The organism is Pseudomonas abietaniphila (assembly GCF_900100795.1).
Taxonomy (GTDB): Bacteria; Pseudomonadota; Gammaproteobacteria; order Pseudomonadales; family Pseudomonadaceae; genus Aquipseudomonas; species Aquipseudomonas abietaniphila.
Window position 1 is genome coordinate 146072 of the sequence record NZ_FNCO01000005.1, and the last position, 13461, is coordinate 159532.

Sequence of the window (13461 nt, forward strand, 5' to 3'; positions counted from 1 at the left end):
GCCCACCGAACTCAAAGAAGACGGGGCAAGCAGAAGCTGACAGCGGTCCGGTAAACCCCCGTGATGAATGACGGGGTCGAACGTCGGTCAGACCGGGTCGTTGCGGCGCAACAACTCTTCGGGCAAATGCTCGATGTACTCGTCTTCGGCAGGCGGCATCTGCAGGTGGTACCCCTGCTTCTCGAGGTTCGCCAGCACCGTGTGAATGTCTTCACGGGCCAGTGCGCGTTCAGGCGTCAGGACCAGGTCGAACGCGTGCTGCGGCTTGCCGAATGCGGTGAGCAGTTCGACCGGGACGCGTTCGAGCGCATCGCTCTTGAGCACGTAAAGGTACATTTCGTTCTTGCGAGGGCTGCGGTAGATGGAGCAAATACGTTTCAAGGCTGTTCTCCGGCATTGGCCAGGCTGTCGAGCAGCATCTGACCCATCAACTCGCGGCGCCAGCCACGCAGCGAGTCGGGCAGTTTATAGGGACCGTCTGGAAAACCGGTCTTGAGCAGGGCTTCGAGCGTCTTCTTGCGCAGCATCAGCTCCGGCGCCATGTCCAGGCGTTCGGCTTGTTGCTGACCGATGGCGCGCAGGCGCTTAAACACGTTGGACGCTTCGATGGGCAGCGGCTCCGGCAATGCCGGCGGCCACAGGTCCTGGGACACGCTGCCGGCTTTCTGGATCAGGTCGAGCAGAAACTCGCCGTCCTGACGCACGGTCTTGGGGTGCATGTCTTCGATTTTCGCCAGTGCGGCGAGGTTGTCCGGCTGGGTCTTGGCCAGCGGCCACAGCGAGTGTTCGCGCAATACCCGATTGCGCGGTTGATTGCGCAGCCGTGCCTGCTGCTCACGCCAGGCACACAGCTCGCGCAGCACGTTCAATTGCGCGCGGGACAGCTTCCACGCCAGCTTGGCCTCGCGGTAGACCTCATACGGGTCGGTTTCACGACGCAGGTTGGCAACCAGTTCGGCACCGTCTTCCAGCACCCAGGCGTATTTTTCGTCAGACAGACGCGGGCGAAGCAGGCTGTAGACCTCGGCCAGGTGCACGGCGTCTTCGGCGGCGTAGCTGATCTGCGTCTCGGACAGCGGTCGTTGCAGCCAGTCCGAACGGGTCTCGCCCTTGGGCAACTCGATGTTCAACACTTCCTGCACCAGCCGCGAATAGCCCATCGAGAACCCGAGGTTCAGGTAGGCAGCGGCCAGTTGAGTGTCGAACAGAGGCGCGGGCAGGCTGCCGGTCAGGCGCAGCAAGACTTCAAGGTCTTCGCTGCAGGCGTGAACCACTTTGATCACGTCGGTGTTTTCCAGCAGCGCAGACAGGGGTTTCCAGTCATCGATCAGCAGCGGATCGATCAGATAGGCCCGCGAGCCATCGCCAATCTGCAAAAGCGCGGCGATGGGATAGAAGGTGTCGACCCGCATGAATTCGGTGTCGAGCGCGACAAACGGCAGCGTCTGCCACTGTGCGCAATGTTGGGCGAGGCTGTCGTCGTCGCGAATCCAGTGAATATCGATGGCCACACGGCTCTCCCTTGAAGAATGGCGCGCAGTATATATCGCTCTAAGCGTTTACCGGGCATCCGTCCTGCAAGTCTTGAACAACTTCATCTTGCGTGTTTATCGACAAGGCACTTTCCGACGACCGCTCATCGGATCACTCGCCCGCTTTACGCAGCACATAGACGCGCCACATGGCGTAACCCGGCAAGAAGTCGTGATACCCGACAACGCGGAAACCGGCTTGTGCAAACTCCGACTCAATGTCGGAACGGCAGACCACAAAGCGATTGCGCACGGTCGGCGTACCGCTCGCGTCCAGGCGGCTGCCCTCTTGGCGCTTGCGTCGCCAGGCCTTGAGGTTGCCATCGACCCACAACGCCACAATCGCGGTGTCGCGGGTCACGCGGTGGAATTCTTCGAGAATCGCCATCCGCTTTTCGCTGTCGGCGACGTGATGAAACAGTCGCATGCAAAAGATGCAATCCACGGCGTTCGCCGACAAGCCGATGGAAAACGCCGAACTTTGAAACGTGCGAATGCGCTTGCGGATTTCCGCGGAGGATTGCGCTTCAGCGATATCCAGCATGTCAGTCGAAGGGTCGGCCGCGAGGATCACGCGGTTGCTGTGTTCGGCCAGCACCGGCCAGAACCGCCCGGCACCTGACGGCAGATCCAGCACCAGTCCGGGCTCCCCGGCATCACGCAATGCCTGACGCGCCAGTTGCGCATCGCGCCACAGGCTCAAACGCCGTGCCAGACCCTGTTCATGGTGCTGAACGTAGTGCTGGGTCTGGCGTTTATCGGTCGCCTGCTCACTCATTGGCCAGTACCCCGTCCGTATATATCCCCCGGCAGCCGGCGAACATATCGAGCGCCGGGTTGTAGACGCTGGTGTGAACCTGCAACAAGCCGAGCATCGAGTGGAACAGGTTGTCCTGACTTAGCGGGGCATTACGCTCGTTTTGCAAACAATGCGTGTCGACAGCGAAAGACTGCTGATAGTTATCCGAGAACCAGGCAATCATCGGCACATGCTTCTGTTGATCCGGCGCCAACATATAAGGCGTGCCGTGCAGGAACAGGTTGTATTCACCCAATGATTCGCCATGGTCGGACAAATACAACATCGCGGTATCGACTTTGTCCTGGTTGCTGCGCAATGTATCGATCAACGATGCCAGCACATGATCGGTGTACAACAGCGTATTGTCATAACCGTTGACGATACTTTCCCGCGAACAATTGTTCAGCGCATTGCTTTCGCACACCGGCGTAAACTTCTCGAACGCTTTCGGGTAACGCTTGAAATATTCGGGGCCGTGGCTGCCCATTTGGTGAAGTACCAGCACGGTGTCCTTGTCCAGGTGGTCGATGAAGTTCTGCAGGCCCTGCAGCAGAATCTCGTCGCGGCACTCATTGTTGGCGCACAGGACAGGATCCTTCAGGTTGCTCACATCCTGCAGGGTCACGCGATCGCAGGTGCCCTTGCAGCCGGACTGGTTGTCACGCCAGATCACGTCGAGACCAGCGCGTTTGAGCACGTCGAGCATGCCTTCCTTGTTCTTGGCCGCGCTGGCGTCGTAATCCTTGCGGCCCATGTTTGAGAACATGCACGGCACCGAAACGGCCGTCTCCGTCCCGCAGGAGTGCACGTCGGTGAACGTCAGCAGCCCTCGTTCTTTCTTCAATTGAGGCGTGGTATCGCGGTTATAGCCCAGGATGCCGAAGTTCTCGGCACGGGCGCTCTCGCCGACCACCAATACTGTCAGCGACTTGCGCTTGTGTTGTTGCCACTCGGTGGACCGCGTCGCGTCCTGCCCGATACTCACAAACGGCTGTTGAGCTGATTTGACCTGTTCACTCAGGTAGCCCACCGAGGCACCGATGTAGTTACTCGGCACCACCATCAAACGCAGTTCATGGTGATTACGGAACAGTGAGGACAGGCCTTGATAATTGATGAGCGCCACACCGCCAATCGCACAAGCACACACGGTACTGACCACCACCTTGCTCAACACTTCACGTGGCCAACGACGATAAATAATGGGCGTCTTCCACAGAATCACCGAAGGCAGAACGCCGAGGAACAACACATACGCTGCCAATTTCAACGACAACAGGTCGCGCACTTCCGTCGCATTGGTTTCGGCAAAGTTGCGAAACATACCGGCATCAATCATGACGCCGTACTGGCTCATGAAGTAAGCAACGCCCGCGCTAATCAGAAACAGCGCAATCAATACCGGTTTCAATACGCGCTTGAAAGCGAATAACGTCAGAAAAATATTAAAAGCACAAAACACCATCAACGCAAAAGCACCGCGCAACAGAAGTCCCTTACCGTTGAAATCGGTAATGGCGAAAAGGTGCTGCCAGAGCGTGAGGTTAAACCCGAGCAATAAAAAAATGCTGGCGAGCGCGGTCACGAGCTCCGGGCGAACTGCTTTTAGGTTCGGCATGAGGGTCTGCTTGACTGAAAAAAAGACACCGTCGACCAAGAGGAAAGAAACTCTTTCGACGTCGCAAACTTTAGGCAGCGTGCCATCAATTTTTTGTGAAAAGGATGAGAACAAAAGGTCTGGCGTTGACTTCTTTTTCTGTAGGAAGAGTCCGAGAGTAAGCGTTGGTCAAGACGCGCGGCATTTGGAGACGATTGCAGGCGAGTACGTTCTCTCAGTCATCTCGAAACGGTCTGAGAGAACGCTTTACCTAGAAGCCGAGCCTTTAAGGGGCTCGACAGCCAGTTCTGCAAGGGGCGCTGTGCCAGCACTGATCCCTTTGTCGTCGACGATCGCATCCTCAATAATCATCTGCGCGGCCTTCTCGGCAATCATCACGGTAGGGGAGCATGTGTTGCCGGAGGTGATGGTCGGCATGATCGACGCATCCACCACCCGCAGCCCCGTCACCCCATGCACACGCAACCTTTCATCGACGACCGCGTCGCGTCCCTGCCCCATTTTGCAGGTGCCGACCGGGTGAAAAATCGTGGTGCCGATGCTGCTTGCGGCTTGGCGTAACTCTTCATCGGTTTGAAGGCTGGCGCCGGGCAGGTACTCCACCGGCTCGAAACGCGCGAGCGCGGGCGCTGATGCGATGCGACGCGTCAGGCGAATGGCATCTGCGGCGACCTTCAGGTCAGTCTCGTGGCTGAGATAGTTGGGACGAATGAGGGGCGCTGCGTCCGCCAGGGCCGAGCGGATCTCCACGGTGCCGCGACTCTGCGGGCGCAAATCGCACACCGACGCGGTAAACGCCGGGAAGCGGTGAAGCGGCTCCCCGAAGCGCTCCAGCGACAACGGCTGCACGTGGTACTCCAGATTCGCAGTCGCCTGCTCCGGCCCTGAACGGGCGAATGCGCCCAATTGGCTCGGTGCCATGGCCAGCGGCCCGCTGCGATTGATCGCGTAACGCAGCCCCATGTTCATCTTGCCCCACAGGCTCCCGGCCATCTGGTTCAACGTCTGCCCATTGCTGACTTTGTAGATCAACCGCAACTGCAGGTGATCCTGCAGGTTGGCGCCGACGCCCGGCAGCTCATGACGCACGCCGATGCCGAGCCTTTCCAGCAACGGGCGCGGCCCGATCCCCGACCGTTGAAGCAGCATCGGTGAGCAGATAGCACCGCAGCACAGAATGATTTCGCGTTTGGCACTCAGGCGTCGTTCCTGCTGACCGACTTTGGCGAGCACCGCGCTGGCCCGGCCATTTTCGAACTCGATGCGTGAGACCTCGGCGTGGGTCAGCACCGTCAGGTTTGGCCGCTGAGCCACCGGACGCAGAAACGCCTTGGACGCATTCCAGCGCACGCCGCGCCGCTGATTGACCTGAAAGTAGCTGCAACCTTCATTGTCGCCACCGTTGAAGTCTGGAATCGAGGGAATGCCTGTCTGCGCGGCGGCCTCACGAAAGGCATCGAGCAAGGTCCACGACAGACGCTGCTGCTCAACCCGCCATTCGCCTTGCCCGCCGTGCAGGTCGGAGTCGCCGGCGTAGTGGCTTTGCGAGCGTTTGAAAACCGGCAATACGTCCTTCCAGCCCCAGCCTTTGTTGCCCTGCGCTGCCCACGCGTCATAGTCACGGGACTGCCCGCGCATGTAGATCATGCCGTTGATGGACGAACAGCCACCCAGCACCTTGCCGCGCGGATAATTCAAGGCTCGCCCGTTCAGGCCGGGTTCGGCTTCGGTTTTGAAACACCAGTCGGTGCGCGGATTGCCAATGCAGTAGAGGTAACCCACCGGCACGTGAATCCAGGCGTAATTGTCCTGCCCGCCCGCTTCGAGCAACAGAACACGGTGTGAAGGGTTGAGTGACAGCCGATTCGCCAGCAAGCACCCGGCCGGGCCAGCGCCAACGATCACGTAGTCATAGAGCACACTGTCCGTTTGCATGCGTCCCTCGTCGATCTTTTTGTTTTTATCGAGGGGACATCCTGAAGTTTTTCGTCACAAAACAAAAGACCGCCGCATGTTTCCATGCGGCGGTCTTTGTGAAGCGGCAGGTATCACTACGTAGGAGCGCGCTTGCCCGCGATTGCAGTGGGTCAGCCAGCAATATTTAGCTGACCCACTGTGATCGCGGGCAAGCGCGCTCCTACATAAAGCGAAGTGCGCAGGCCGTTACACCGCGCTACGACGGTAGCTGCGATAGCTCGGCATCCAGAAGTTACGCTCGATGGCCTCCACCAGCATTTCTTCGGTGGTTTCCAGCGCCATGCCTTCGGCCTGCGCCTGTTTGGCCACCGCCAGCGCGATCTTCTTGCTCACGTCCTGGATTTCTTTCAGCGGCGGCAGTACCGCGTCGCCCTTGCCCGTGACCATCGGCGAGCATTCAGCCAGTGCATTGGAAGCCGCCATCAGCATCTTGTCCGTGATGCGCGTGGCCTTCGCCGCGATTACGCCCAGGCCGATGCCCGGGAAGATGTAGGAGTTGTTGCACTGGGCGATGTGGAACGTGCGGTCGCCCACAGTAACGGGCGCGAACGGACTGCCTGTGGCCACCAGCGCGTCGCCGTTGGTCCAGGTCAGGACTTCCTGCGGCGTGACTTCGACTTTGGAGGTCGGGTTGGACAGCGGCATCACCAACGGCTTGGCACAGTGCTTGTGCATTTCGCGGATGATCTGTTCAGTGAACAGACCGCGCTGGCCCGACACACCAATCAGCACGGTCGGTTTGCCGTTGCTGACCACGTCCAGCAGCTCAGGGTAACCCGCGCCAGTCGACCAGCCCGCAACGTCGCCTGCTTTCTGGGCGAGGTTCTTCTGGAAGTCCAACAGTTTATCCATGCTGTCGGTCAGCAGGCCGAAGCGGTCGACCATCATCACGCGCTTGCGTGCTTCGGCTTCGCTCAAGCCCTCGATGACCATCGCGGCAATGATGTGCTCGGCGATCCCGCAACCGGCGGAACCGGCGCCCAGGAACACTACGCGTTGCTGACCCAGCGTTTCGTTCTTCGCCTTACAGGCCGCGAGCAGCGTACCCACGGCCACCGACGCGGTGCCCTGAATGTCGTCGTTGAAGCAGCACAGCTCGTCGCGGTACTTCTCCAGCAACGGCATGGCGTTGGTCTGGGCGAAGTCTTCGAACTGCAACAGCACGTCTGGCCAGCGACGCTGAACCGCTTCGATGAACAGCGCGATGAAATCTTCGTATTCCTTGCCCGTCACACGCTTGTGGCGCCAGCCCATGTACATCGGGTCGTCCAGCAACTCCTGGTTGTTGGTGCCCACGTCCAGCACGATCGGCAGCGTATACGCCGGGCTGATGCCACCGCACGCGGTGTACAGCGACAGTTTGCCAATCGGAATGCCCATGCCACCAATGCCCTGGTCGCCCAGACCCAGAATGCGTTCGCTGTCGGTCACGACGATGATCTTGATGCGATCTTTCGTTGCGCTGCGCAGGATATCGTCGATGCGATCACGTTCGGGGTAGGAGATGAACAGACCGCGGTGGGTGCGGTAAATCTTCGAGAATTCCTGGCACGCCTGACCCACGGTCGGTGTGTAGATAATCGGCAGCATCTCTTCCAGATTCGAATCCAGCAGGCGGAAGAACAACGTTTCGTTGTTGTCCTGAATCGAGCGCAGATAGATGTGCTTGTCGAGATCGCTCGCGCACTGCTGATACTGGTTGTAAACGCGGGTCACCTGCTCTTCGATGGTCTCAACGTTCTGCGGCAACAAGCCGATCAGGTTGAAATCCACACGCTCCTGCGGCGTGAACGCACTGCCCTTGTTGAGCAGCGGCATCTCCAGCAACGAAGGGCCAGCGTAGGAAATATATAAAGGTCGCGAGGTCTTGGTCATTTTCAGTGATCGCCTTTTCTCTGTTTTGCTCTGTCAATTCGTAATCGAAACGGTGCCCCGGAGGTCGATGTTTCACGACACTCAACGCAGGATCCGTCCGAAGAAAATGGGGAGATGAAAAATCAGGGTGCCTATCTTACTCGTCTCGGCGTGGTTGCGTCATTTTGTCACGCACACGATTGCGAAATGATGGCTGAGGGCGACGGGGTTGGACAGTGAAAGAGTTGTCAGGGAGAAGTCGTGTATCGTTTGCAGATCGGCGGCGGCCAATCATCCCTACTGCGTGACCTCACACAGAAAAACAGATCCTTCAGCGCCCTGGAGACAGAGGTAAACCCATGAGCGAGCTCAAACCGCTGGATATATCCAGATACCTGACGGAGGCTGAAACGGTTTCCGAGTTTCTGACGGCGTCGCGTGAGGAGGAAGACCCTGAGGTCTTTCTGAAGGCATTGGCCGAAGTCGCCAAAGCGCAAGGTTGGCAAGCGATTGAGACAGGGAGAACCTCCACAAACCCCTCGCCCCCGGCGCAACGCCTCGATATGACACCACGCTCATATTGCTGGGTGCGCTGGGTGCGAAGGTGACGATCAATAAGCGGTGGGGTATTTATACACCTGCGTTCGGGCAATCACAGAACAAGACGCCTGAGAAACCCGCCTTCAGGCTCAAGCTAGGCGTTGCTCAGCCGTCTACGCCTTGCTGCCAACGCTCGCTTACAGGACAGCTCGGCGTAGTCCATGAATATCCTGGCAAGCCGCCTGAGCGCGACCTCCTCTCGCTCATCGCCAACCACCGAGTCAAATCCCAGCGCCACCTTGTGCGCGTGAGGCAGCTCATCCCAACTCGTGATGAGGTAGGCGTACATGGCGCTGACGACCTGATCTTCAGTCATCTTCCGCGCGGGCTTGCGTTCTCGGATTGCCAATCTGCCGCGATGCCGAGCGTTCTTAATCCGGGTCCCATTCTGATTCATAGCCAAGAAGAACTCCCTACCATTTACATATCCATGGGCAGAAGCATAGCTCAATATCCTATTTTGGGTTAATCCCAAATCAGGTTTATTTACACGGCTGGCCCAATGAAAGGCAGCACGCCGTGAAGACTATCCACAACGCTCGGTACCAAACGCTCGTGAGATTGCTCATGGAGACACGCGTCGCCGAAGGACTCACACAGAAAGAATTGGCCGACAGGCTCGGCCGACCCCAGTCATTCGTATCGAAAACGGAGAATTCAGAGCGCAGATTGGACGTCATCGAATTCATCGAGATGTGTAGAGGTATGGGAAAGGATCCGAAGACAATGCTGGACAGCCTGGAATAACCAAGCGTCAAGGTGGCGATGTCAGATCATTTGCCAGCATGGCCTCAGCGAATTGAATCAAAACGTCCAGATGGTCTGTTATGACCGCAGACGTCTCGAGAGGCGTGAGCACCTGATCATCATGGAGTGCCTTGTGGCAGTAATCCGCCAACAGGCTCATGGTCGGCATCAGCGTCGTTAACCCGCAGCGAGAAAGCAGCAGATCGAACACGTGGTCGGTATTCCGAGGGACACCCAGCTTTGCGTGAAAGATGATCAACTGTCCGACGCTCGCAGCAGCTTCGAAAGCGCGAATAATGTTCAATATCGCCGCATCGTAACGACTGATGTCGTCGGCAAACGTTGAAGAGTCTTTCTCAAACTCTTCCTTGGCTCTTGCGACATGCTGCGCGATGGAACCCGCTTTGATCTGCAGCGCGTCATTGAACATTTCCCTACCTGGATCGAACACGGACCGCTCCTTTTGTGCCCGTCAAAAACAAAAAAGCCCCAGAAGCATAACTTCTGGGGCTTTATTTGTAATGGCGGAGAGATAGGGATTTGAACCCTAGGTACTGTCGCCAGTACAACGGATTTCGAATCCGTCCCGTTCGGCCACTCCGGCATCTCTCCAACGGCGCGCATCATAACAGCTTGGGCGAAGAACGCGAACCCTTTTTTGGATTTTTTCGCGTTCTTTCAGATGCTTGCGGCGATTTTCGCTTTAGAGCGGTACGCCCAGACGCTGGGCGACTTCTTCGTAGGCTTCGATGACGTCACCGAGGCCCTGACGGAAGCGGTCCTTGTCCATTTTCTTCTTGGTGTCCTTGTCCCACAGGCGGCAGCCGTCCGGGCTGAATTCGTCGCCCAGGACGATGGAGCCGTCGCTGAACACGCCGAATTCAAGCTTGAAGTCGACCAGCAGCAGACCTGCGTCGTCGAACAGCTTGGTCAGCACGTCGTTGACCTTCAGGGACAGTTCCTTCATGCGCGCCAGTTGCTCGGCGGTGCCCCAGCCGAATGCCACGACGTGGGATTCGTTGATGAACGGGTCGCCCTTGGCGTCGTCCTTCAGGAACAGTTCGAAGGTGTACGGATTGAGCTTCATGCCTTCTTCGACGCCCAGGCGCTTGACCAGGCTGCCTGCGGCGTAGTTACGCACGACGCATTCGACCGGGATCATGTCGAGCTTCTTGACCAGCACTTCGTTGTCGGCCAGCAGTTTGTCGAACTGGGTCGGAATGCCGGCCGCTTCGAGCTTCTGCATGATGAAGGCATTGAACTTGTTGTTCACCATGCCTTTGCGGTCGAGCTGTTCGATGCGCTTGCCGTCGAACGCCGAGGTGTCGTTGCGAAACAGCAGGATCAAGCGGTCGGCGTCGTCGGTCTTGTAAACCGATTTGGCCTTGCCGCGGTAGAGTTCTTCACGTTTTTCCATGATGGGCTCCGCTTGCAAAAAGTTCGGGCGAGGCGCCCAGTAAAAAGGTTCTGGGCGAGTCGCCCATTAACAACAACCGGGCTGTCGCCCCGTTTGGGACGCTAGGCGATTTCGCGCCAGTCGAGCCCTGAATCCTGGTCGGCCAATTGTAGCCAGTCCGGATCGCACCCGAGGGTGTCGACGAAACATTGCCGGGCCAGATGCGGCAGGTTGTTCTTGCTGCTCAGATGGGCCAACACCAAGTGTTGCAGGCCTTGCCATCCCAGCTCGCTCACCAGACCTGCGGCCTGATGATTGTTCAAGTGCCCGTATTGCCCGCCCACCCGCTGTTTCAGAAAGTAGGGGTAAGCCCCTCGGGCCAGTAAATCGCGACAGTGGTTGGACTCGATCATCAGGGCATCCAGCCCACGATAGCTGTCGAGCACCGACGGACAGTAAGACCCCAGATCGGTCAGCAGGCCAAAGCGCTTGCGCCCATCGTTGAAGACGAACTGCGTGGGCTCCAGCGCATCATGGGCGACGGACACCACATCGATGCTCAGACCGCCAATCCGTAAGTCCTGCCCGCCCGCGAGCCTGATGCCCGCTTCGACCGGCTTGCGCATGCCGCGCAAGGTCCCGTCGCTGAGATAGACCGGCACATCGTAGCGCCGAGACAGCAAACCCACGCCATGCACATGATCGGCATGTTCGTGGGTCACCACAATGGCGCTCAGCTGTTGACCGCTTACGCCCAGCCTGTCCAGCCGACGCTCGGTTTCCCGCAAGGAGAAACCGCAGTCGACCAGCACGTACGTGTCGTTGCTCGCAACCAGCGTGCCGTTACCCCGGCTGCCGCTGCCCAGAACCGCGAAACGCACTTAACCGAGGTTGTCTTGAATGACGCTCAACACGCGACGGGCGACTTCTGTCGGCGCCACGGTGTTGATGTTCTTCTCGACCGTGACCTGAACGTTGTCACCCACTTTGCTCAGGCGAACCTGGTAACGGTCGGCGCGGGCTTCCTTCTCTTCCTTGGTCTCTTCACTGCCAAACATGCGCGCAAAGAAGCCTGGTTTGTTTTCCGGCTTGTCCGCTTTTTCCGCAAGGTTGATGTAGTAAAGACCCAGACTGCGGTTGATGTCTTCTACGCGCCAGTCACCCTGGTTCAGCGCACGACCCACACTGGACCATGCACGGTCGAGGTCGGCACCGAGGTTCAGAACCGGGTTGCCGCTGCCGTCTTCGCTCAGCGCGACACGGCTTGGGGTATCGAAGTCACGCGCCGCCAGCAGGGACACCGACCCACCCTTCTCGGCGGTACGGGTCAGGCTGGCCAGCATGTCGTCGGTCAGGACGGAGTCCAGGCCAACGTTGGTGCTGCGTGACGGGAAAGCAGGCTCTTCGCTGCTGCCGGCAGGACGCTGAACGCTGACCACATAGACTTCACTGGTGTTGCGCTGCACGCCCGGTTCGATACGCACGCGAACGCGGGTTTCGGTGCTGGCGGCGTCGCCGGCCGAGCCCATGCGCTTGGCAACAGACGCGGACAATTCGTCCATGCGCTGCCAGGTGGTGTTGAATTCACCGGTCGCAGGACGGTCTTCGGCGATGCGGAAACCGTTGTCTTCGAAATACTGGTGCGCCACCGGCCAGACTTCGGCAGGCGCGCGCTGAGCGAGAATCCAGCGGTTGTCGCCGCTCTTCTGCAGCGTGTAGTCGCTGGAGTCCTGAGCGGTGGACAGCGCCTGCGGACGCGGCACGGTGAACTCACCCTTCTGGGTGTCGTCGGCCACGTTGCGCGGGATCGGCAGCAGCGGGTCCAGGCGTTTGGATTCCTGAATGCCTTCAGGCAACTGCATCGCAGGTTTCTGGGTCGCTTCCAGGTAATCGCTGCTGCGATCACGGAAGTAACCGTCCTGACCAAACAGCCAGCTGCAACCGCTGGTGCTGGAGATAATCAAGGCTAGTGCGGAAAGTCCGGCCAGTCGCTTCATTGCGTAGTGCTTCCTCATTAAACCAATACACCGGACTGGCGCAATGCCTGACGCAGCGGCTCGTGGCAGGACTCGCTGAGCCAGGTGAGCGGCAGACGGATACCGTCCGGCATCAAACCCATTTCATGCAGGGCCCATTTCACGGGAATAGGGTTCGATTCGATGAACAGGGTCTTGTTCAGCGGCATCAGTTTTTCGTGGAGCGCACGGGCAGTGGCAGCGTCACCCGCCATGGCAGCCTTGCACAGGTCGGCCATGTCGCGCGGGGCGACGTTGGCGGTGACCGAAATATTGCCTTTGCCGCCGAGCAGGATCAGCTCGACCGCGGTGGCGTCGTCGCCGGAATACACCAGGAAGTCGCTGCTGACGCCGGCCAGGATGTCCTTGGCGCGCTGCAGGTCACCGGTGGCTTCCTTGATGGCGATGATGTTCTTGACCTTGGACAGGCGAATCACGGTCTCGGCCGACATGTCGCAGGCGGTGCGGCCTGGCACGTTGTAGAGGATCTGCGGGATGTCCACGGCTTCGGCGATGTGCTTGAAGTGCTGGTACAGGCCTTCCTGGGTCGGCTTGTTGTAGTACGGGGTCACCAGCAGGCAGGCATCGGCACCGGCATTCTTGGCGTTGGTGGTCAGTTCGACCGCCTCGCGGGTGGAGTTGGCGCCCGTGCCGGCAATCACCGGGATGCGGCCAGCGACCTGCTGGACAACACGGCGAATGACTTCAATGTGCTCGTTGACGTCAAGCGTCGCAGACTCACCTGTAGTGCCGACGGCAACAATGGCGTTGGTGCCCTCTTGCAGGTGAAAGTCCACCAGTCTGCTCAGGCTGTCCCAGTCAAGACGACCCTGTGCATCCATAGGTGTGACCAGTGCCACCATACTGCCCGCAATCATGCAAACCGCTCCTGCCGGAAAAAGAGAGCGGTAATGGTACTG

Annotated in this window: 14 protein-coding genes and 1 tRNA gene; 2 read left to right on the forward strand and 13 right to left on the reverse strand. The window is 58.8% G+C overall.

Annotated elements, in window-relative coordinates; all coding sequences use genetic code 11:
* Window positions 1-87: 87 nt before the first annotated feature.
* The 6 genes from BLS87_RS11640 to BLS87_RS11665 all read right to left on the reverse strand — a co-directional run bounded on the left by BLS87_RS11640 (window position 88) and on the right by BLS87_RS11665 (window position 7804).
* On the reverse strand, window positions 88-381 hold the full coding sequence (locus BLS87_RS11640; RefSeq protein ID WP_074752643.1) for a YcgL domain-containing protein: 294 nt from the start codon (window positions 379-381) through the stop codon (window positions 88-90).
* Window positions 378-1511, reverse strand: coding sequence for a ribonuclease D (gene rnd, locus BLS87_RS11645; protein ID WP_074752644.1), 1134 nt, complete (start codon window positions 1509-1511; stop codon window positions 378-380). The genes BLS87_RS11640 and rnd overlap by 4 nt, the downstream gene beginning before the upstream one ends.
* A 133-nt stretch (window positions 1512-1644) precedes the next feature.
* Window positions 1645-2310, reverse strand: a complete 666-nt coding sequence (locus tag BLS87_RS11650; RefSeq protein WP_074752645.1) for a class I SAM-dependent methyltransferase — start codon at window positions 2308-2310, stop codon at window positions 1645-1647.
* A complete protein-coding gene (locus BLS87_RS11655) occupies window positions 2303-3952 on the reverse strand; it encodes a phosphoethanolamine transferase (protein ID WP_074752865.1) in 1650 nt (549 codons plus the stop codon). Before BLS87_RS11655 ends, BLS87_RS11650 begins: the two co-directional genes overlap by 8 nt.
* Before the next feature lie 246 nt (window positions 3953-4198).
* Window positions 4199-5887 carry a GMC family oxidoreductase gene (locus BLS87_RS11660; protein ID WP_074752646.1) on the reverse strand — a complete coding sequence of 563 codons (1689 nt, stop codon included), beginning with the start codon at window positions 5885-5887 and terminating at the stop codon, window positions 4199-4201.
* Window positions 5888-6115: 228 nt separating this feature from the next.
* Window positions 6116-7804: an NAD-dependent malic enzyme gene (locus BLS87_RS11665; protein ID WP_074752647.1), complete on the reverse strand. Its 1689-nt coding sequence runs from the start codon at window positions 7802-7804 to the stop codon at window positions 6116-6118.
* 338 nt (window positions 7805-8142) lie between these two features.
* On the opposite strand from BLS87_RS11665, the gene BLS87_RS11670 reads away from it, so the two are divergent.
* Window positions 8143-8391, forward strand: a complete 249-nt coding sequence (locus BLS87_RS11670; protein WP_074752648.1) for a helix-turn-helix domain-containing transcriptional regulator — start codon at window positions 8143-8145, stop codon at window positions 8389-8391.
* Between the two features lie 86 nt (window positions 8392-8477).
* On the opposite strand, the gene BLS87_RS11675 is transcribed toward BLS87_RS11670, so the two are convergent.
* Window positions 8478-8699, reverse strand: a complete 222-nt coding sequence (locus BLS87_RS11675) for a hypothetical protein (protein WP_074752866.1) — start codon at window positions 8697-8699, stop codon at window positions 8478-8480.
* Between the two features lie 203 nt (window positions 8700-8902).
* On the opposite strand from BLS87_RS11675, the gene BLS87_RS11680 reads away from it, so the two are divergent.
* Window positions 8903-9130, forward strand: coding sequence for a helix-turn-helix domain-containing protein (locus BLS87_RS11680; RefSeq protein ID WP_074752649.1), 228 nt, complete (start codon window positions 8903-8905; stop codon window positions 9128-9130).
* A 7-nt stretch (window positions 9131-9137) separates the two neighbouring features.
* Here BLS87_RS11680 and BLS87_RS11685 read toward each other — a convergent pair whose 3' ends face one another.
* The 6 genes from BLS87_RS11685 to dapA all read right to left on the reverse strand — a co-directional run bounded on the left by BLS87_RS11685 (window position 9138) and on the right by dapA (window position 13419).
* On the reverse strand, window positions 9138-9581 hold the full coding sequence (locus BLS87_RS11685; RefSeq protein ID WP_143024364.1) for a DUF86 domain-containing protein: 444 nt from the start codon (window positions 9579-9581) through the stop codon (window positions 9138-9140).
* Window positions 9582-9652: 71 nt separating this feature from the next.
* Window positions 9653-9742, reverse strand: a tRNA-Ser gene (locus BLS87_RS11690).
* A gap of 91 nt (window positions 9743-9833) precedes the next feature.
* Window positions 9834-10547: a phosphoribosylaminoimidazolesuccinocarboxamide synthase gene (gene purC / locus BLS87_RS11695; protein ID WP_074752651.1), complete on the reverse strand. Its 714-nt coding sequence runs from the start codon at window positions 10545-10547 to the stop codon at window positions 9834-9836.
* Window positions 10548-10648: 101 nt separating this feature from the next.
* Window positions 10649-11407: an MBL fold metallo-hydrolase gene (locus tag BLS87_RS11700; RefSeq protein WP_074752652.1), complete on the reverse strand. Its 759-nt coding sequence runs from the start codon at window positions 11405-11407 to the stop codon at window positions 10649-10651.
* Window positions 11408-12523 (reverse strand): outer membrane protein assembly factor BamC, encoded by a 1116-nt coding sequence (bamC, locus tag BLS87_RS11705; RefSeq protein WP_074752653.1) that lies wholly within the window; start codon window positions 12521-12523, stop codon window positions 11408-11410.
* Window positions 12524-12540: 17 nt separating this feature from the next.
* Window positions 12541-13419: a 4-hydroxy-tetrahydrodipicolinate synthase gene (gene dapA, locus BLS87_RS11710; protein ID WP_074752654.1), complete on the reverse strand. Its 879-nt coding sequence runs from the start codon at window positions 13417-13419 to the stop codon at window positions 12541-12543.
* Window positions 13420-13461: the final 42 nt, after the last annotated feature.